15 protein-coding genes are annotated in these 19557 nt (G+C 68.2%); 7 read left to right on the forward strand and 8 right to left on the reverse strand.

The features are described 5' to 3' along the window. Nucleotides 1-267 precede the first annotated feature (267 nt). The 5 genes from AB0I35_RS24250 to AB0I35_RS24270 all read left to right on the forward strand — a co-directional run bounded on the left by AB0I35_RS24250 (nt 268) and on the right by AB0I35_RS24270 (nt 6722). A complete protein-coding gene (locus AB0I35_RS24250) occupies nt 268-1365 on the forward strand; it encodes a Zn-dependent alcohol dehydrogenase (RefSeq protein WP_357398535.1) in 1098 nt (365 codons plus the stop codon). 29 nt (nt 1366-1394) lie between these two features. Further along, nucleotides 1395-2819 (forward strand): APC family permease, encoded by a 1425-nt coding sequence (locus AB0I35_RS24255; protein WP_357398537.1) that lies wholly within the window; start codon nt 1395-1397, stop codon nt 2817-2819. Nucleotides 2820-2862: 43 nt separating this feature from the next. Continuing rightward, on the forward strand, nt 2863-3900 hold the full coding sequence (locus AB0I35_RS24260; RefSeq protein ID WP_357398538.1) for a dihydrodipicolinate reductase: 1038 nt from the start codon (nt 2863-2865) through the stop codon (nt 3898-3900). Between the two features lie 64 nt (nt 3901-3964). Continuing rightward, nucleotides 3965-5401 carry a gamma-aminobutyraldehyde dehydrogenase gene (locus tag AB0I35_RS24265; RefSeq protein ID WP_357398540.1) on the forward strand — a complete coding sequence of 479 codons (1437 nt, stop codon included), beginning with the start codon at nt 3965-3967 and terminating at the stop codon, nt 5399-5401. Nucleotides 5402-5483: 82 nt separating this feature from the next. Next, nucleotides 5484-6722 (forward strand): helix-turn-helix domain-containing protein, encoded by a 1239-nt coding sequence (locus AB0I35_RS24270; protein WP_357398541.1) that lies wholly within the window; start codon nt 5484-5486, stop codon nt 6720-6722. A gap of 73 nt (nt 6723-6795) precedes the next feature. On the opposite strand, the gene AB0I35_RS24275 is transcribed toward AB0I35_RS24270, so the two are convergent. The 3 genes from AB0I35_RS24275 to AB0I35_RS24285 form a co-directional block, all read right to left on the reverse strand. Next, entirely contained in the window at nt 6796-8160 is a 1365-nt protein-coding gene (locus AB0I35_RS24275) for an FAD-binding oxidoreductase (protein WP_357398542.1), read from the reverse strand. Nucleotides 8161-8659: 499 nt separating this feature from the next. Further along, complete coding sequence (locus AB0I35_RS24280; protein ID WP_357398544.1) at nt 8660-10735, reverse strand: FAD-dependent oxidoreductase; 2076 nt, start codon at nt 10733-10735, stop codon at nt 8660-8662. A 44-nt stretch (nt 10736-10779) separates the two neighbouring features. Beyond that, a complete protein-coding gene (locus AB0I35_RS24285) occupies nt 10780-12264 on the reverse strand; it encodes an aldehyde dehydrogenase family protein (RefSeq protein WP_357398546.1) in 1485 nt (494 codons plus the stop codon). 101 nt (nt 12265-12365) lie between these two features. Here AB0I35_RS24285 and AB0I35_RS24290 point away from each other — a divergent pair, with 101 nt between their 5' ends. Together AB0I35_RS24290 and AB0I35_RS24295 are read left to right on the forward strand one after the other, a co-directional pair. Next, nucleotides 12366-13004 carry a TetR family transcriptional regulator gene (locus AB0I35_RS24290; RefSeq protein WP_357398547.1) on the forward strand — a complete coding sequence of 213 codons (639 nt, stop codon included), beginning with the start codon at nt 12366-12368 and terminating at the stop codon, nt 13002-13004. A 233-nt stretch (nt 13005-13237) separates the two neighbouring features. Next, nucleotides 13238-14671, forward strand: coding sequence for a cytosine permease (locus tag AB0I35_RS24295; RefSeq protein WP_357398549.1), 1434 nt, complete (start codon nt 13238-13240; stop codon nt 14669-14671). A gap of 3 nt (nt 14672-14674) precedes the next feature. Here AB0I35_RS24295 and AB0I35_RS24300 read toward each other — a convergent pair whose 3' ends face one another. The 5 genes from AB0I35_RS24300 to AB0I35_RS24320 all read right to left on the reverse strand — a co-directional run bounded on the left by AB0I35_RS24300 (nt 14675) and on the right by AB0I35_RS24320 (nt 19411). Further along, nucleotides 14675-15592 carry a LysR substrate-binding domain-containing protein gene (locus AB0I35_RS24300; RefSeq protein WP_357398551.1) on the reverse strand — a complete coding sequence of 306 codons (918 nt, stop codon included), beginning with the start codon at nt 15590-15592 and terminating at the stop codon, nt 14675-14677. Nucleotides 15593-15683: 91 nt separating this feature from the next. Next, nucleotides 15684-17138, reverse strand: a complete 1455-nt coding sequence (locus AB0I35_RS24305) for an aspartate ammonia-lyase (protein WP_357398553.1) — start codon at nt 17136-17138, stop codon at nt 15684-15686. Then, the gene (locus AB0I35_RS24310) at nt 17135-18307 is read right to left on the reverse strand and encodes a M20 family metallopeptidase (RefSeq protein ID WP_357398555.1); all 1173 of its coding nucleotides are present in this window, start codon (nt 18305-18307) and stop codon (nt 17135-17137) included. The genes AB0I35_RS24305 and AB0I35_RS24310 overlap by 4 nt, the downstream gene beginning before the upstream one ends. A gap of 4 nt (nt 18308-18311) precedes the next feature. Then, the gene (locus AB0I35_RS24315; protein ID WP_357398556.1) at nt 18312-18980 is read right to left on the reverse strand and encodes a DUF1028 domain-containing protein; all 669 of its coding nucleotides are present in this window, start codon (nt 18978-18980) and stop codon (nt 18312-18314) included. Continuing rightward, on the reverse strand, nt 18977-19411 hold the full coding sequence (locus AB0I35_RS24320) for a RidA family protein (RefSeq protein ID WP_357398558.1): 435 nt from the start codon (nt 19409-19411) through the stop codon (nt 18977-18979). The genes AB0I35_RS24315 and AB0I35_RS24320 overlap by 4 nt, the downstream gene beginning before the upstream one ends. Between the last annotated feature and the right edge of the window lie 146 nt (nt 19412-19557).

A 19557-nucleotide genomic window follows, 5' to 3' on the forward strand; every position in this document is an offset into this window, starting at 1 on the left:
CCCGTGTGGCGCACACCACATCGAATCTCAGCGTCTTGTGGGGCTTCGTGGTGGAAATCGCACCTCTCCCGGTTCGCGCCGCACGACCACCTGGGCTCGGAGTGCAATCTGCACCGCTTCGCCCGGTAACTGGCTGAAACATGCTGTGGCTGATCCGCCCACCGAGCCGTCACAGTGAGATCCACGCCACACCGCTTCAGCAGCCGCTCCGTGCCGGAAAGCGTTGCGGTTTCGCCGATCACATTGCCCCGCAAAAGGAGTCGAGTAATGCGCGCCGCATTGTTCACCGACAAGGACACCTCCGTCGAAATCACCGACATCGACCTCGCAGCGCCCTCGCGCAACGAGGTCCGCGTCCAGATCGCGGCGGCGGGGGTGTGTCACTCGGAACTGCATCTCGTCCGCGGTGAGTGGCCGGTCCCCGCGCCCCTGGTTCCAGGGCACGAGGGCTCCGGTGTGATCACCGAGGTCGGCCCGGGTGTCACGCACCTCGCGGTGGGCGACCACGTCGTGCTGTCGTGGAACCCGTACTGCGGACAGTGTCGCGAATGCCTCGCCGGGCGCGAGACCCGCTGCCACCAGGTCGCGACGGTAATCAACGCGACCGGCAGCCTGCTCGACGGCACCAGCCGGCTCAGCCGTGGTGGGCAGCGCGTCAACCACTACCTCGGAGTGTCCTCGTGGGCCGAGGAGGTCGTCGTCCCCGCGACCGGCGCGATCAAGATCCGCGAAGACGCGCCGCTCGAATCCGTCGCGCTGGTGGGGTGCGCCGCCGCCACCGGCGTCGGCGCTGTCGTCAACACGGCCAAGGTGACGGCCGGAGCCACCGTCGCGGTGATCGGCTGCGGCGGAGTCGGACTCAACATCGTCCAGGGCGCCCGCCTGCAGGGCGCGGAGCGGATCGTCGCCGTCGATCTCTCCCCCGAACGGGCCGCACTCGCGAAGACCTTCGGCGCCACGGACGCCATCGGCCTCGACGGTGCGGACGCGGTCGAGGCGTTGCGCGACCTGATGCCCGACGGCGTGGACTTCGCCTTCGACGCGATCGGGCACGTGAGCACCACCGAGGCCGCGATCCGCGCGCTCGCCCTCGGCGGTGCCGCGGTCGTCGTCGGACTCCCGGCCGCGGGCGCCACGGCCTCCTTCGAGCCGCTCGCGCTCGCCGAGATGGACGCGCGGATCCTCGGTTCCAACTACGGCAGCATCCGGCCGCAGTTCGACATCCCGAAGCTCGTCGACCTGTACATGAGCGGCGAACTACTCCTCGACGAGCTGATCACCGCCCGCAGGCCGCTCGACGAGGCGGCGCAGGCGCTGTCGGATCTCGCCAGCGGTGCCCAGCTGCGCCAGCTGCTGATCCCCTGACCGCGGCGAACCATCGCATGAAGGAAGACATGACCACCAGGACCCACGAGAGCGCTGCGTCGAAGCGTCCGGCCCGCCTGCACGGCAAGCTCGGTGTCCTCTCGATCTCGCTCATCATCATCGCGGGCGCGGCCCCGCTCTGCGTCGTCGGCGGGCCGATGGCACTCGGGCTGGCGCTCGGCAACGGGGCAGGGCTCCCGGCGGCCTATCTCGCCACGCTCGCCGTGCTCCTTCTCTTCGTTCTCGGATTCACCACCATGACGCCCTTCGTCCGGTCCGCGGGAGCCTTCTACTCCTACGTGCACGCGGGGCTCGGCCGGGTCGCCGGGATCGGCACCGGCTATCTGGCCGTGCTGTCCTACACGTGCATCTACATCGGGCTCTACGTGCTGCTCGGGATCGGCACCGATGCGATGGTGACCACTTACGGCGGACCCTCGATGCCATGGTGGGTCTGGGCCGCGGTCGGGCTGGCGATCATCGCCTTCCTCGGCCACCGCAACGTCGAGGTGTCGGGGAAGGTGCTCGGCGTCCTGCTGGTCGCGGAGGTCGGCCTCGTCGTCGTGCTGAACGCCGCGATCCTCCTGCGCGGCGGCGGCCCGGAGGGCCTGTCCGACGGCGTCGTCTCCCTCGCGGACGCCTTCAGCGGCGCGCCCGGCGTGGCGCTCATCTTCGCAGTCCTCAGCTTCATCGGCATCGAGGCCGCCGCCGTGTTCCGCGACGAGGCGAAGGACCCCGTCCGCACCGTGCGCCGGGCGACCGTCGTCTCCGTGACCGTCGTCGGCCTGTTCTACGCGGTCACCTCGTGGGCGGTGATCAGCGGAATCGGTGACAGTCAGGTCGCCGCCGCCGCTACCACCGATCCCGAGGGCCTGCTGTCCTCGGTCGCGCTGCAGTACCTCGGCCGGGTCGGCGCGGACCTGATCGTGCCCCTGTTCGTCACCAGCACCTTCGCCGCAGCCCTGACCTGGCACAACATCCTGTCCCGGTACACCCTGTCGTTGTCGTCACGTGAGCTGCTGCCGCACCGCTTGGCGGCGGTCCACCCGGAACACAATTCGCCGCACCGCGGATCGCTCGCGGTGACGGCGGCGGTGGTCGTGGTCGTGGCGCTCGCCGTCGCGATCGGCCTCGATCCGATGAGTCAGCTCTACACCTGGACCTCGGGGCTGGGCTCGGTCGGCTACGTGATCCTGCTGGTGCTGACGTGCTCGGCCGTGCTGGTCTACTTCCGCCGCGAGTCCCACGGGATCTCGGCCTTGCGGACCCTGGTGGCACCCCTGCTCGGCCTCGGCGGACTGCTCGTGATCCTGGCGGCGATGCTGCTCAATCTCGACCTTCTCGCGGGAGCCGAGCAGAGCGTCTCCGTCGCCATCATCGTGCTGCTTCTCGGCTCCCTCGCCCTCGGCCCCGTGGTCGGACGACTGCGACCGACTGCGGGAACCCAGGAATAGCCCTCGCCGACCCGGCACCCAATCTCATTGAAGGACAATATCTTTGACGCACACCATCGTCATGGTCGGCCTCGGCGCCACCGGGCTCGCCATGGCCGAATCCCTGCTGCAGCGCACCGACGTGCGGATCGTCGGCGCGGCCGACCGCAATCGCGCCGTCGTCGGCGCCGACCTCGGAACCCTCGCCGGCCTCGGCGCGAGCGGAATCACCGTCATCGACGAACCCTCCAGCCTTCCCACGGCCGACCTGGCCGTCGTAGCAACGACCTCGGACCTGAACCTGGTGGTCGACACCCTCGTGCCGTTGCTCGAACGGTCCTACAACGTGATGAGCATCTGCGAAGAATTGTCCTACCCGTGGTCCAGCCACCCGCATCTCGCACGACGCCTGGACCAGGTCGCGAAGGCCAACGGCGTCACCGTCGTCGGTACCGGCGCGAACCCCGGTGTCCTGATGGACACCCTCCCGCTCCTGCTGACGACACTCACCCAGCGCGTGGAGCGGGTCGTCGTCCGCCGCCGGACGAACATGTCGCGCTACGGAGCGATCCTGTCCAAGTTCGGCCTCGGGCTCACGCCCGCACAGTTCGACGAGGCGCAGGCCTGCGGAGCGGTGGTCGGCCACTACGGCTTCGAACAGGCCATCGGTGCGCTCGCCGCCGGTCTCGGCTGGTCACTCGACGAGATCGTCGTCGGCCAGGTCTCCCCCGCGATCGTCAGCGACACCGTCCGGACCGGCGACCACGTCGTCATCGAGCCGGGCCGGATCGCCGCCGTCACCCACGCCGCGCGCGGCACGCTGGGCGGTCGAACGGTGATCGACCTCGAGATCATGTTCGGCTTCTTCGACGGCAGCGATCCGGTGAGCGCGGGCGACGACTACCGCATCGAGGGGACCGATCAGGTGATCGAGCTGTCCTCACCCGTCGGCTTCGAGTCGTTCATGAGCACGATCGCGGCAGCGGTGAACGTCGCGACCGCGGTCGTCGACGCTTCCCCCGGATTCCTTTCCATGGGCGACCTCCCGGTCGCGCGGATCGCGTCGAAGGGCACCCGACTGGCTGCGCCTGCTCCGGTGTGACTCCTCGACCGCGCAGCATCCATCCCACCGCCTGACCCACCGTGAACAACACAAGGAGATCACCATGCTCGACCCCAATGACTACAGCGCGAAGAACCTCGTCAACGGCGAACTCGTCGACGCCGCATCCGGACGGCTGCTCGATGTCCTCGAACCCGCGACCGGCGGGGTCCTGGCCCAGGTTCCCGCCAGCGGACAGGAGGACGTCGAAGCGGCCGTGACCGCCGCCGAGCAGGCGTTCCGCTCGTTCCGGCGCACCACCCCGGGCGAACGGGCCGAGATGCTCCTGACCCTGGCGTCCAAGATCGAAGAACACGCCGAGCGGATCGCGGTGCTGGAGTCCCGCAACGTCGGCAAACCCCTCCCGGTCGCCCGCGACGAGGTGCCCTTCGCGGTGGACAACCTGCGATTCTTCGCGGGTGCGGCGCGGACGATGGAGGGCCGCGCCGGCGGTGAGTACCTGCGCGGCTACGAGTCCTACGTGCGGCGCGAGCCGATCGGCATCGTCGCGGGCATCGCACCGTGGAACTACCCGCTGCTCATGGCGACCTGGAAGATCGGTCCCGCCTTGGCGGCCGGGAACTGCACCATCCTCAAGCCCTCGCGTCAGACCCCACTGACCGCCCTCTACGTCGCCGCGCTCGCGCAGGACGTCTTCCCTGCCGGTGTGTTCAACGTGCTGTCGGGATCGGCGGCCGACATCGGCGACCACCTGGTCTCCGATCGCCGCATCGGCCTGGTCTCGCTGACCGGCGACACCAGCACCGGGCGGCACATCGCCGAGGTGGCCGCGGCCCACGTCGCGCAAACGCATCTCGAGCTGGGCGGCAAGGCGCCGGTCATCGTCCTCGACGATGCCGATCTCGACGCGGTCGTCGCGGGCATCGCCTCCGCCGGCTTCGTCAACAGCGGCCAGGACTGCACCGCGGCGTGTCGGGTGATCGCCACCCCGGGAATCTACGACCGGCTGCTCGCGACGCTGGTCCCCGCGGTCGAGGCGATCCGAGTCGGCGATCCCACTACCGGCGGCGGCATCGACATGGGTCCCGTCATCTCGGCCGCACACCGGCAGTCCATCCTCGACGTCCTCGCCAAGACCGACGGCACCATCGTGACCGGGGGCAAGGCCCTGCCCGGCGACGGCTTCTTCCTGGAACCCACGGTGGTGGCGAACCCGAGCCAGGCGGACGTGCTCGTGCAGACAGAGCAGTTCGGCCCCGTCGTCACCGTGCAGCGTGCGGCCGATATCGACCAGGCCTTCGAGTGGGCGAACGACGTGGAGTTCGGCCTGGCGTCGTCGATCTGGACGCAGAACCTCACCCACTCGGCACGCGCAGCACGCGACCTCGACTTCGGCTGCGTCTGGGTGAACGACCACATGCCCATCCTCTCGGAGATGCCCCACGGCGGGTTCAAACAGTCCGGATATGGCAAGGACATGTCGATCTACGCGCTCGAGGAGTACACCCGCATCAAGCACGTGATGACCAAGACGGACTGACAGCCTCAGATCCTCATTAGCAAATCGCCGGGGCGGGCGGCGCATACTCGTTGTCACGGCGAGCGATGGAGGTTCCTGGACAATGACCGTAGAGTTCGGCGAGCTGTGGCCCGTGCCCTCCGACCGGGTGCGCGAGCTCTTCCGCGATGTCGCCGAGACCATGCTCGCCAGGCACAAGGAGATTCTGGCCGACATGGAGGAGGCGACGCTCCGGGACCCCCGTTACCTGGAGATCTCACAGGATCCCGTGCTGGCCGAGGCCAGCGACCGCGTCGGCGTCTTCGCCCTCAAGAAGTGGCTGACGTCGAACATCGCCGCACCCGGCGTGCGGGTCCCGACGGCGGACAGTGAGGAGACGCGTACCTACGCGCGCAATGTCGTTCTGCGCGGCCTCACCACCGACGAAGTCACCTCCTGGCGGGCCGGACAGTACGTCGTGTGGCGGTGGTGGCTGGCCGAATGCTTCAGGGTGACAGGCGATCTCGAGGAGCTCGAGGAGCTCGTGGCGGTCTCCGCCTGCTCGCTGACCACCGCCGTCGACGACGCCATCGCGGCATTGGCACAACAGGTCGACGATGTCCGCAAAGAATTCGCCGGCGGCGCGCAGCTGCAGCGCTACGCCACCGTCGAACTGCTGCTCCAGGGTGCCGACATCGCGCCGGCACGGGCCGAGGCCCAGCTGGGATACGCGCTGACCGGCTCGCACATCGGCGCTGTGGTGTGGACGGATTCGGAGCGCAACGCGCACGCACTCGAAGCCGTGAGTGAGCAGTTGATGCGGGCCTGCGGCGCGGAGGGTCGACTCACCGTCGTGGCGGGGACCTCCGCGCAGTGGCTGTGGATTCCGTCGAGAACCGTGCCGCCCGCCGCGGATCTCGAGGAGATGCTCAGTCGCCACCCCCGTGCTCGCGTGGCGCTCGGCCGGGCGGCCTCGGGCATCAACGGATTTCGGCGAACCCATCTGGATGCCGCGGCGGCGCAGCGCCTGCTGTCGCGGCTCCGCTCGAATCTGCCCGTGATCCGTTACGAGGACGTCCAGATGATCGACTTGATGTCGGCCGATGTCGGCCAGCTCGATCAGTTCGTCACCGATGTCCTCGGCGACTTCGAAGCCGCGAGCCCGGTCCTGCATCAGACGGTGCTCACCTACGTCGCGGAAGGCCTCAACCGGTCGAGTACCGCGGATCGGCTCTTCACCCACCGCAACACGATCGACCGGCGTCTCGCCCGTGTCGACGAACTCCTCCCCCGCCCCTTCGCCGACCGGCCGACCGAAGTAGCGACGGCGTTGATGGTCCTGCGGATCCGCGGCACGGGCTGACCGCCGCCCACTCGCGGCGGCAGGGTCGTCTCGCGCTCCAGCTGCCCGAGCGGGAGCGCGGGGCGACCATGCGTCAGCGCTTCGCGCGGCCTCGGCGACGCAGCTGCCGCCGCGCCAGCGTCTTGCTGCCGCTGAAGAAGTCGTTCATCCGGTCCACGCTCCAGACGAGCCGCAGCACCAACGGGTTCATGACCAGGTCCATCGATGCCGGGTACTTCGGGGCGTCCGACCAGATGCCCGCGAGGTCCTCCGGCATCTCGTCGTCGACGATGTAGTCGGCGAGCAGCTTGCCCACATACGGGACCTGACACAGGCCGTGGCCGTTGCAGGCCATCGAGTAGTAGACGTTGTTGCCCACCTGGCCGGCGACCGACAGCCAGTCCGCGCTGATGCCGATCCAACCGCCCCAGGCCTGCGCGATCGACACGTCGGCCAGCGTCGGGAACCGTTCGGCCAGGTCTGCCGCCATGTCCTTCACGAGGCTCGGGGACGGAACCCGATCCGGCAGCGGGTAGCCCGGGCCGCGCTCGGGCCGGCGGACCCCACAGACGATGGTGTTGCGCTCGGTGAGCCGGTAGTGGGTCATGACCTGGTGCTGGGTGATGATGCCGGACCGGCTGGTCCACTCCAGCTCGGCGAGCCGCTCGGGCGCGATGGGTTCGGTCTCGATCTCGATGACGTACAGCGGCACCGAGAGGTTCTTGGGCGTGATGTCCCATTCGCCGGCGTAGGCGCTCGTCGCCAACACCACCTTGTTCGCCCGCACCGTGCCGTTCGGGGTGGTGAGTTCGACGATGCCGCCCGTCCTGCGGACATCGCTCACCGGGGTCCGCTCGTAGAGCTCGACCGGCGAGTCGAGTACGGCCCGCCGTACACCACGGGCGAGTTTGCCCGGGTTCAGCATGCCGCCGATGGCCTCTCGCATGCCACCCACGAAGCCGGTCGGAAGGCCGAGCTGCGCACGGTTGCCGACTGTCCCCTGCCCGCCGACAGCGCGCAGAATCGCCGCCTGTGTACGGACCCTCAGCATCATGAGCGGGGAGATCGCACCCCACACCAAGCCGTTCGGCACATAGTCGCAGTCGATGTCATGGGTCTTCATGAGATCTTCCACGTAGTGGCCCGCGTGCTCAGCCAGCTTGGCCATCACCGAGAGCTTGCTGCCGGAGAACAGGCCGAGCATCCGCAGGTCTCCACCCGGCGCCCCGGCGATCTGACCGCCGTTGCGCGAGGCCGAGCCGTAGCCACAGAACTCGGCCTCGAGCAGGACGACGTCCTGGCCGCGCTCGGCGAGGCGCAGGGCGGTGGCCATTCCACCCATGCCGCCGCCGACGACGGCGATGTCGCAGGTGATGTCGCCGTCCAAGGCGGGTCGCACATCGTCCGGACGATCGATCCAGCCGCTGAAATTGCTGTACCTGGTGGTGTCGGTTCTCATGCTGTCCTGATCTCCCTCGAATGGTGGGTATGACGGTGCGGTGGAAGCCTCGCTGAGATCACGTAACCGGGTCGGTTTGTCGGTGCACGAACTCTTCCTCCACTATCGCCATCCCTTCGTAGGGTCACCATGGTGAGTCGTGGCGTGTTGGCGAGGATCGCGGTGCACATTGCACACGCGTCCGGATCCCCAGGGGCACAACCCCGGTTCGACACAGACGATGTGGTCAGAGCATCGCCATGCGGAATTCCAGCGGCTGCCCTATCGGCTGGTCGGTCTGGATACTCCGGTAGCGGACACGTCCGTCGGACTCCTCCCCTACGTATCGTGCGAGAACCGCGCGTGGATCGGTCGGTGTGACCTTGGTGATCGTCGTCGGCTTCGACGATCCGGCCGCGCATGAAGCACGCGGATCCGCCGACGGCGATGGTCTCCGGTTCCGCTCGAACGCGCGAGGTGCAGTCGACCGCCCTGTAGACGGTGCCGGTCGACCGACACCTCAGGCCAGCTGGGTCACCTCACGACGGAAGGGCACCTCGTCGTTGGACGGTAGCTCGGCGTCGAACTCCTCGGCGGCGCGGCGGCCCGACCAGACGGCCGCGGCGATCGTGGCGGGCGCCCACGCGTCGCCGATGCCGCGCACCGACCGCAGCTCGCCCTGCGCGCGGAGCCCCTCGAGTTCGAGGTAGAGCTCCTCGCGTGGCAGGCGCGCGGTCACCATGACCACGGCGTCGCACTCGACCTCTCGGACGGCGCCGGCGTACACGTCCGTCACCTCGACCCCTCCGACACCGACGCGGGTCACGGCGTGGTCGGTGATCCGGGTGACGCCCTTCTCGATGAGACGGCGCTGGATGCGGTTGACCTCGAAGGTGTTGTTCGTCCAGGCGGACACCTGCGACTGTGTGGTGACGATCGAGACGTCGTAGCCCTGCTGGACGAGCAGTTCCGCGACGACTCCACCGAGGTAGTAGTGATCGTCGTCGTACACGACCACTGTCTTTCCCTCCGGGAGTCGCCCCGCGAACAGGTCGTCCGGTCCGAGCACCTGCGCACCCTCGGCGATCGGCAGCGGTGTGGTGTGGAAGCGGGCGACACCGTCCGTGCGCCACGTCGCACCGGTGGCCACCAGCACGTGCTGGAAACCGAACTCGATGATGTCGGCCGCCGTCATCGGGCTCTCGCGGAAGACCTCGACGTTCGGCAGTTCGGCGATCGCGGCCTCGCGGTACTCCTGGACGCGTCCCCACGCCGACAGGCCCGGCAGTCGTGACTCCTGGCGCACCCGGCCGCCGAGATCTCGACGCGCCTCGATGAGGGCGACGTCGTACCCACGCACCCCGAGCGCACGGGCCGCTTCCAGACCGGAAGGCCCGGCACCGACCACCAGGACCTGGGAGTCGCTGCCCTTCGCCCGGATCCGCTCCGGGTGCCAGCCACGCCGCCACTCCTCACCCATGCTCGGGTTCTGGGTGCAGCGAATCGGTGACATGGTGAGGTCTCCGGAGACGCAGATATTGCAGCCGATGCACTCGCGGATCAAGTTCAACCGGCCGTCGCGGATCTTGTTGGGCAGGAAGGGATCGGCGATCGACGGTCGGGCCGCGCCGATCAAGTCGAGGATGCCTGCCTTGATCTGGCGGACCATCGCGTCCGGCGACGTGAAGCGCCCCACGCCGACAACCGGCTTGGTGGTCAGCTTCTTGAGACCGGCGACGAACTCCTCCTGCCTGCCCTCCGGACCGAACCGGGACGTGACCGAGTCACCCTCCCAGCTGCCCATCGCGAAGTCCCACAGGTCGGGAAGCTCCCCGAGCTCACGCAAGACGCCCTCGATATCCTCGCGCGTGATGCCGCCGGCGATCTCCTCCTCCACGGTGATCCGGCACGCGACGGCTGCCCGGCCCGCGCACTCCTCGAGGGTGTCCTCGAGCAGCTCACGCAGCAGGCGCATCCGGTTGAGCAGCGAGCCGCCGTACTCGTCGGTGCGCTGGTTGTAGCGCCGGGACAGGAAGTGGTGGACGCCGCTGTAGCCGTGAGCGCCGTACACGTAGACGATGTCGTAGCCGGCCTCGATCGAACGGCGCACCGCGTTGCGGTGCCAGCGTCGCAGGTCGGCGATGTCCTGCTCGGTCATCGCCCGCGCCTGGACCGGCGCGATCGTGTCGGGGGCCACCGGCAGATGACCGGGGCCGAGTGGGGTTTCGCGGCTGAGCTGGTTCGGTGCGTTCATCCCGTTGTGCGCCAGCTCGATACCCGCCAGGCCGCCACCCTCGTGAATCGCGTCGGCGATCCGCTTCAGCGCGGGGAGATCCTGATCGTCCCAGATCCGCAGCTCGATGAAAGGGGCGATGTCGGAGGTCGCGTGGATCTCCACCTGCTCGGTACATACCACCGACCAGCCGCCCTCGGCCTTGATCTTGCGCATCGCGGCCTGGGCACTGGGGTCGCGATAGCCCATGCCGTTGCAGTGGGGCACCTGGTAGAAGCGGTTCTTGGTGGTGAACGGCCCGATCTTGACGGGCTCGAACAGGATGTCGTATGGGGCGGCCACGGCGGGCGGCTGCTCGGTCATGGGAGGTCTCCTAGGTCGGGCTGGACGGGTGGTGCCTGCGCGGCTCAGTGGTTGATCCACACGGTCTTCAGACCCACGTACTTGTCGAGCGCGTGCAGTGACAGGTCGCGGCCGAAGCCGGATCCCTTGAAGCCGCCGAACGGGGTCCACGCGCTGAAGGCGTCCACCCCGTTGACGGTGACCGTGCCTGCGTGGATCTGGTCGGTCAGGCGATGCGCGCGGGAGAGGTTGCTCGTGGCGACCGAGGCCGCCAGCCCGTAGGCCGAGTCGTTGGCCAGCGCGACGGCCTGGTCCTCGCTGTCGAAGGGCGTCACGGCGAGCACCGGGCCGAACACCTCGTCGCGAGCCAGCGCGGAAGCCGGGTCGACGTCGTCGAACACCGTGGGCTGCACGTAGCAGTCGCTGTCGCCTCGAGTGAGACGCTCGCCTCCGGTCACCAGGCGCGCGCCCGCGGCGCGTGCCCCGTCGACGAACGCCATCACCTGATCGGTCTGTTCTGTGGAGACGATCGCGCCCATGCCGGCCGCCGGGTCGAGCGGATCCCCCGGCGCGTACGCCGCCGCCTCGGCCGCGACCAAGGAGACGAACTCCTCGTGCACGGAGCGTTCGACGAGCACGCGTGAGTGGGCAGAGCACACCGCGCCCTGGTTGAACCAGATGCCGTGCGCGGTCTGCGCGGCGGTGGCGGCGAGGTCCTCGGCGTCGGCGAAGACCAGGTGGGGGCTCTTGCCCCCGCACTCCAGCCACACCTGCTTGAGATTCGACTGGCCCGCGTACTGCAGGAACAATCGTCCCACCTGCGTGGAGCCGGTGAAGGCGAGTACGTCGACATCCGGATGCAGACCCAGTGCGCGGCCGGTGGTCTCGCCGAGGCCGGGGACCACGTTGAGGACGCCTTCCGGGATTCCGGCCTCGACCGCCAGTTCGGCTATCCGCAGCGCCGAGGACGGCGACTGCTCGGCCGGTTTGAGGACCACGCAGTTGCCCGCTGCCATCGCGGGCGCGGCCTTCCATGCCAGCATGTCGACCGGGTAGTTCCAGGGGATGACCGCGCCGACCACGCCCAGCGGCACACGCCTGACGAGGCCGAGGGTGCCCGGCGGCGTCGGAGCGACCTCGTCGTTGATCTTGTCGATGGCCTCCGCGTAGTAGCGGAACAGGTTCACCGAGAAGGGCAGATCGAGATCGTGGGCATCGACGACTCGCTTGCCCATGTCGAGCGAGTCGAGGACCGCGAGTTCGGCCGAGTGCTCGGCCAGCAGATCGGCGAAGCGCAGCAGCCGCTCGCGGCGGAAGGCCACACCGGCGCGGCTCCACACCCCCGATTCGTAAGTGGAGCGGGCGGCGCGAACGGCGGCGTCGACACCCTCCTGTCCGGCGTCGGCCACCTCGCTGAGGAGCGCGCCCGTCGCGGGGTTGCGGTTTTCGAATGCTGCCTCGCCGGTCTCCACGAAGCGGCCGCCGATGAACGATCGGGTGTGGATCGTGGCCGCGGCGGCCAGTTCGATCCAGTCCTGGTGAGTTCTCACGAGCGAACCTTTCTTTGCGCTGGACCGCAAATATGCCGTGGAACACACCGGCTGTCAATCTCGGTGTCCGGCCCTGCGGCGGGAGCGCTACGGTGACTCCCATGGCGCGACTCAAGGACCAGGCCGGTCGCCGCGAGCATCTGATCGCGGCGACTCTCACCACCATCGCCAGCCATGGACTGGCCGGCGCGACGATGAAGAACATCGCCGAGGAGGCCGGCGTCTCGTCCCGTCTCATCGCGTACTACTACCCAGAGCTCGACGAGTTGATCGAGGCCGCTCACCGGGCGGCCACCGACCGCTACTACTGGTCGCGCCAACGCGACATCGACGGCGATCACAGCCCGACCGTCAAGCTCGCACGCCTGATGTACTCGGGCCTTCCTCGCGGGAAGGACCTGCTGCTCAGTCAGGTGCTGGACGAGATCTCGGTGAGCGCGAGCCGCAGTCCGATCCACGCCACTCTGATGACGCTGCTCTTCGACCGCGAGGTCTCGCTCTACGCCTCGGTCCTCGAGGTCGGTCGGGCGCTGGGCGAGTTCGACCTGACCGACGGGTCCGAGGTGATCGCGCGCAACTTCGTGACCCTCGAGGATGCCCTCGGACTGCACTTGCTGGCACACAACTCGTCGATGACCTTGGCGCGCGCGGAGCAGCAGCTGGCCAGCTACGCACACTCCGCGACGGGCGTCCGGATCGCCCCCATGGCCCCCGGAGGGACAAGCGTGGTCGGTGCCTGACTTTGCTCCAAGGGGCAAGGAATCACCGACGGCCGAGGGTTCGTGCGGCGCCTTGCTACCTGCCCACGGCGCGAGATTCTCACGGAACGTGATGGCTCCAGGCGGACCCAGCATCTGTTTTCCAGATGCCGAAGCTCAGTTTTGTGAAGTGTACAGATGGCCGATTCGTCGGGAAGATGGCGTGATCCGCACCACTTCGGAGCCGCGCGGTGATGCGCCGAGAGAGAGTGATCATGACCAACGAACCCCAGGTCGCCAGCACGACATTCGCGAAGTTCGAGCAGGAGCACATCCTGCCCATCCCGGAGAACAAACGCACCGGGACCCCGTGGTCACTGTTCGCGATCTGGGTCGGGCTGAACATGATGCCGTTGGCCGTGGTCACCGGTGCGGTCGCGAGCAGCGGTTACGGCCTCACCATCGGCTGGAGCATCCTCGCCATTCTGGTCGGCAATGTGATCGGGGCCATCGGCGCCGCGCTCCACGCCTCGCAGGGACCGCACCTCGGCATTCCGCAGATGCTGCAAGCCCGCGCCCAGTTCGGGTTCCAGGGCGGCAGCCTCTTCGCGGTCATCGCGCTCATCATGTTCCTCGGCTTCTTCGCCAGCATCCTGATCGTCGCCAAAGATGCTCTCGCCGTGGTGTTCCCGGAGCTGAACGGATCTTTGGTCATCGTCGTCTTCGCTGTCATCGGCGTCGTGCTGTGTGTGTTCGGTTATGACCTGCTGAGCAAAACGATGGTGTACATGTCCGTCCTGATCGGCGTGACGGTCGCGGTGACGATGGCGTTGCTCTGGATGAAGCCCGAAGTCACCGCAGAGCGCGCGGAGGCCGCCTTCAGCTTCGAGGGCCTGTTCGGAATGCTCGCCATCGGTATCGTCTGGCAGCTCGCCTACGCGCCGTACGTCTCGGACTACACGCGCTACCTGCCGAAGCAGACCGGACCCAAATCGGCGTTCTGGAGCACCTATCTCGGACTCGTCGGGAGCTCCGTATTCGTCATGACCCTGGGTGTACTGCTCGGTGCGGCGAATGTCGCCAGCCCCCTCGCCGCGCTCTCCGACCACCTCGGCTGGATCGGGGTCATCGCGCTCATCGTTTTCGCGGTCACCTCGGCTCTCATCAACAGCGTCGAGTTGTACTCCGCGGTCATGAACGCGCTGACCGTGTTGCAGTCGATGTTCAAGATGACCGTGACGGCCGGTACCCGTGTGCTGACAACCCTGGTGTGCGGTGCGATCGCCACCCTGGTCGCACTCCTGGGGCAGGGCGACTTCATGACCACGTTCGAGAGCTTCCTGTCGCTGCTGCTCTACGTCCTGATCCCGTGGTCGGCCATCAACCTCGCGGACTACTTCATCGTCCGCAAGGGGCACTACGTCGTCGCCGACCTCTACATGCGCGACGGCGGGCAGTACGGCCGATGGAATCGAGTCGGGCTGATCAGCTACGCGGTGGGCCTGGCGGCGCAGCTGCCCTTCATGGTGACACCGTTGTTCACCGGCCCGCTCGCGGCACCGCTGCACAACCTCGACCTCGCGTGGCTCGTCGGGTTCGCGGTGACCGCTGTGGTGTACCTGCTCCTGGTTCGCTTTTCGAACACCGTAGCGGCGGATGCCGCGGAGGAGTCGCAGGCGCGGCTCACCCCACCGGCCGGTACACACTGAGGTTCAGCGGTTCACCCGGTTCCGTGCTGTGTGGATCGACGACCGGATGAAGGCTTGGGCACGCGCCGTACGGCGCGTGCCCGCCATCGATGCGAGGACAACGTCGAGGGGCTCCACGTGATCGGTGATCTCGAGCGCGACCACCTCGGATCCGTCGTAGGTCGTATTGCTCGCCGGGCGCTGGTTGAGCACCGACCAGCCCTGGCCGTTGGCGACCAGAGCCCGGACGGTCTCGAACCCCGACGTGCGATGTCGGATCACCGGCTGGAAGCCGGCTGATTCCACGAGGCGCTCGAAATACCGGCCGCTGTGCGGGAGGTCCAGCAGCACCATCGGCTCATCGGCGAGATCGCGCAACGTGATCCGCTTGCGACGCCCGAGCGGATGCCCCTTCGCGACCAAGGCATACGGCGAAGCGACGCCGACGCGGACATGGTCGATGTCCTCCTCGAGGTCGTAGCCGTACATCAACGCCAACTCACACCGGCCACTGCGCAGGGCCTGCTTCAGTACGGCGTGCTCGTCCTCCACCACCGACACGCGAATACCGGGATGCTCCCGCTCGCAGGCCGCCAGCATCGGCGGCAACGAGAAGGGGGCGAGCGTCGAGAAGCAACCGATGGTGAGATCTCCGATCAGCGCCCGGCCCGCGGTACGTGCGACCTCGGCCAGCTCCGCGGTGTGCACAAGGTAATTGCGTAGCTCCCGGTAGAACTCCTCGCCGGCCGCGGTGAGCGTGAGCCCTCGCGCGTGTTGGCGTAGTAGCAGTTGCACGCCGAGCTCCTTCTCGAGCTGGGCGACGGCGGTCGAGACAGCGGACTGGGAGACCATCAACTTCCGGGAGGCGGCCGTCATACTGCCCAGCTCGGCGGCGGCGGCGAAATAGCGCAACTGCACGAGGGTGAAACCGTAGTTCGTCACGCGGGCGTCCTTGTCCATTCCGCTACCAGGAGTCGAGGGCCGGATGGGCCCGATCAGTAGTGATGGTAGGCGAGCTCGATACACGGTCCGGTCAGTGCGGCGGACTGCTCTGCGAGGCGATCCGGGCGTTGTCGTCGGCCGACTCGGGAAGAAGGTTGGCCAGGTGCTCGGGGCGGAGCAGTGCGTCGAGGGTCTCGGCCTCTACGCCATGGATGGCGAGCGCGAGCGTGCGGACATCCGCGACCCCGCTGAGCGCGTCCTTGGCGATCTGGGCGGAGCGCGCGTAACCCAGCAACGGCGTCAGCGCCGTGGCCAGGCCGGCATTGCCTGCCGCGGCCGCGGCGAGCTTGACAGCGTCGACGCGGATGCCGTCGACGCAGTGCTCACGCAATGAGTCGAAGGCCGCTGCCGTCCACGCGAATCCCTGGAGCAGCCCGTGGCAGATGACGGGCTCGAAGGCGTTGAGCTGCAATTGACCGCCCTCCGCGGCCATCGTCACTGTGAGGTCGTTCCCGATCACCCAGAAGGCGACCTGATTGACCATCTCCGGAATCACCGGGTTGACCTTGCCGGGCATGATGCTCGATCCGGCCTGCCGCGCGGGCAGTTGGAGTTCGCCCAGACCGGCCTGCGGTCCCGACGCGAGCAGACGCAGGTCGTTGCAGATCTTCGAGGCCTTGACCACGATCCGTTTGAGGACACCGGAGACCTGGACGAACGCACCGGTATCGCTGGTGGCCTCGACCAGGTCACCGGCCCCGGTGACCGGCAGGCCGACGATCTCGGCCAGATGCGCGACGGCTCGGCGCGCGTAATCCGGGTGCGCGGTGATGCCGGTGCCGATCGCGGTGGCTCCGAGATTGATTTCGCACAGCAGCGTGCGCGAGTCGGCCAGCCGGGCCAGTTCCTCGCGAAGAGTCACGGCGTAGGCCCCGAGTTCCTGTCCCACGGTCATCGGGACGGCGTCCTGCAGCTGGGTGCGTCCGATCTTCGACACCGTGCGGAATTCTGTCGCCTTGGTCGCGAACGCATCGGCCAGGGCGGTGATGGACTCGCTCAGCCGCTCGATCATCGTCAGCAGCGCGAGTCGCACCGCGGTCGGGTAGACGTCGTTGGTCGACTGGCAGCGATTGACGTGATCGAGTGGATGGATCTCGTGATAACTACCGCGCGCGAGTCCGAGGATCTCCAGCGCGCGGTTGGCGATCACCTCGTTGGCGTTCATATTCGTCGAAGTACCGGCCCCGCCCTGGATCACATCGACGACGAACTGTCCGTCCAGGACACCGATGCGCACCTCGTCCGCGGCGGCCGCGATGGCGTCGAATCGCCGATCGTCGAGCAGGCCGAGATCGTGATTGGCGCGGGCGGCAGCGAGTTTGACCGCCCCGAGGGCGGCGACGAGCTCGCGGTGCGCACCGACCGGCGTGCCGCTGATCGCGAAGTTCGTCAGTGCGCGGGCGGTGTGAACCCCCCAGTAGGCGGTGGCGGGCACGTCGTGCGGGCCGAGCGAATCGTGCTCGGTACGGAAGGAGTCGGTGCTCATGGCGCGGCGGTGTCCTCGGCGATGTCGAGCGCCGTCCAGGCCAGGGCCGTCGCGGCGTCGAGAATTGCCTTCTCGGCGTCACCGCCGACGCAGGCGGCAGTGAACTCGGGTTGATGGTTGAGGGCGGGAAGGGAATTGATGCCGATATAGGGATGGATCGCGGGCACCACCTGGGAAACGTTGCCCATGTCGGTGGAGGCCCTGTTCATTCGGCGGGCAGGCGAGTCCGTGTCGAAGACGCGTCCGAGGCGCTGCGCGTTGCGGACGTAGGAGTCGAGGCCCGCCTGGTAGGTGCGGAACTCGGCGTACGGCTTGCTCTCGGCGGCGATGTCGAGAGTGGCGCCGGTGGCGATGGCCCCCGCCTCGAAGCAGCGCCATACCCGTTCCTCGGTCTCGGCGAGCTGGGCCAGGCTCTCCGCGCGGACGTACCAGCGCCCCTCGGTGTGCGCGGGGATGGCGTTGGGTGCTTCGCCGCCATTGGTCATCACGCCGTGCACGCGGACTGTCGGGGGCAACTGCTGACGGAGCAGTCCGACCGCGACCTGGGCGATCGTGAACGCGTCCGCCGCGTTGACGCCCTGCTCGGGATACGCCGCGGCGTGCGCCGCCTTACCCCGGTAGGAGACGTGGGAATGTGAGACCGCGAACGGTTGCGCCTCGGCGACGTCGACGGGCGCCGGGTGGGCCATCATGGCCAGGTCGAGCCCCGCGAAGGCGCCGCGTTCCAGCAATTCGATCTTGCCGCCGCCGCCCTCCTCTGCCGGGGTCCCGAAGACCTCGATGGTGAGGCCCGCCGCATCGGCGAGCGGTGCCAGCGCGCGTGCGGCACCGACCGTGATCGCCGCGATCAGATTGTGTCCGCACGCGTGACCGAGTCCGGGCAGCGCGTCGTACTCCGCGCACAGACCGAGCCGGAACGGGCCGCTGCCATAGCCGGCGAGGAAGGCGGTCTCCAGTCCCAGATAGTTCGCGGTCACCGTGAAACCCGCCTCGGCGAGCGCCTCGGCCACCCAGCGCGAGGAGCGGTGCTCCTCCCAGGCGGTTTCGGGGTTCGCGTGCAGCAGTTCGGAGAGTGCGATCAGACGGTCGGCGTCCGCGGCCACGGTGCCCGCGGCGCTGCGGCGTGCCGCACAGTCCGACCCGGACGCCGTGCTGAAGTCTTGGATCATCGGTCTACTCGTCTCCGCCGACGCCGAAGGCCGGCGCCGCCGTCGGGTTCAGCCCGCGCGTCACGTAGTCGTCGCGCTGCGGAAGCCACACGTCGAGCAGGCGCCGAAGGTCCTCGATCGGCTGGTCGCTCCAGTCCACCCGGAGGTCGGTGACCCGCCACGGCACTTCGCGGACGACGGCCAGTCCGGCCGAGCGGACCGGGTCCACCTCGCCGCCGGCCGCCTGACCGGCAACCAGCGCGGCGACCAGACGCTGCTCGAGCTCACCGGTCGCGGCGGCGAAACCATCGATGACCGCGTCGACGACCTCCGGTCGGGCGAGCAGGTTACCCGCCGCGACCACACCCGGGCCGACTCGATCGGCGTGGGTGCCGAGCGCACCGGCTCCGGAGAAGGCGGCGCCTGCGCCGTCGAGACCGAGAACGGTGAGCTGGCGGAAGTCGATGTGGTCGCGATCCGCCACGACGCGTGCCATCGCGCCGGGCGCGTCCAGGCCCGTCTCGAGCGCATCCAACAGGGCCGTGCCCAAGCGGGGGTCGGTGACGTTCTGGGAGGCGGCGCCCCCGACACCGGCCCGCAGGTGGATGCAGCGCGCGGCCACCGCCGGGCTGGACGAGGTGACCGCCATGCCGATGGCGCCGTGGCCGTCGATGGCGAGCAGGGAGAAGGTCACTGTTCGGCTCCCGGGATCACGGCGATAGCGTCGACCTCGACCAGCCACTCCGGCCGGGCGAGGGCCGAGACGACCAGCCCGGTCGAGATCGGGTATACGCCTTTGGTCCAGCGACCGATGGTTCGGTAGACGGTCTCGCGATAGCGCGGGTCGACGATGTAGATCGTCAGCTTGACCAAGTGCTCCATCCGGGCGCCGGATTCGGTGAGCAGCATGTCGATATTGGCCATCGCCCGCTCGGTCTGGGCCTCGACGTCCCCGATGCCGACCGAGGCGCTGGTGTCGAGGTCCTGGCCGATCTGGCCGCGGACGTAGACGGTATTGCCCGCGACCACCGCCTGGCACAGGTCGTTGTCGAGGTTCTGCTCGGGATAGGTCTCCCGGGTGTTGAACGGACGGATGCGGGTGTGGCCGCCGGCGACGATGCTCACGTGATTCCTCACTCCTGGACAGGTGACTGGCCCCAGTCCACTGCACCCAAAGCGATATGTCCAACAGATGTTTATGAGCATCTGCATCAGCTGAACCGATGGCGAGCCGTCGTCCTTGCATCTACAAAACAGAACTAGAGCGACAA

The organism is Nocardia sp. NPDC050378 (assembly GCF_040655675.1).
In the GTDB taxonomy this organism is placed as follows: Bacteria; Actinomycetota; Actinomycetes; order Mycobacteriales; family Mycobacteriaceae; genus Nocardia; species Nocardia coubleae.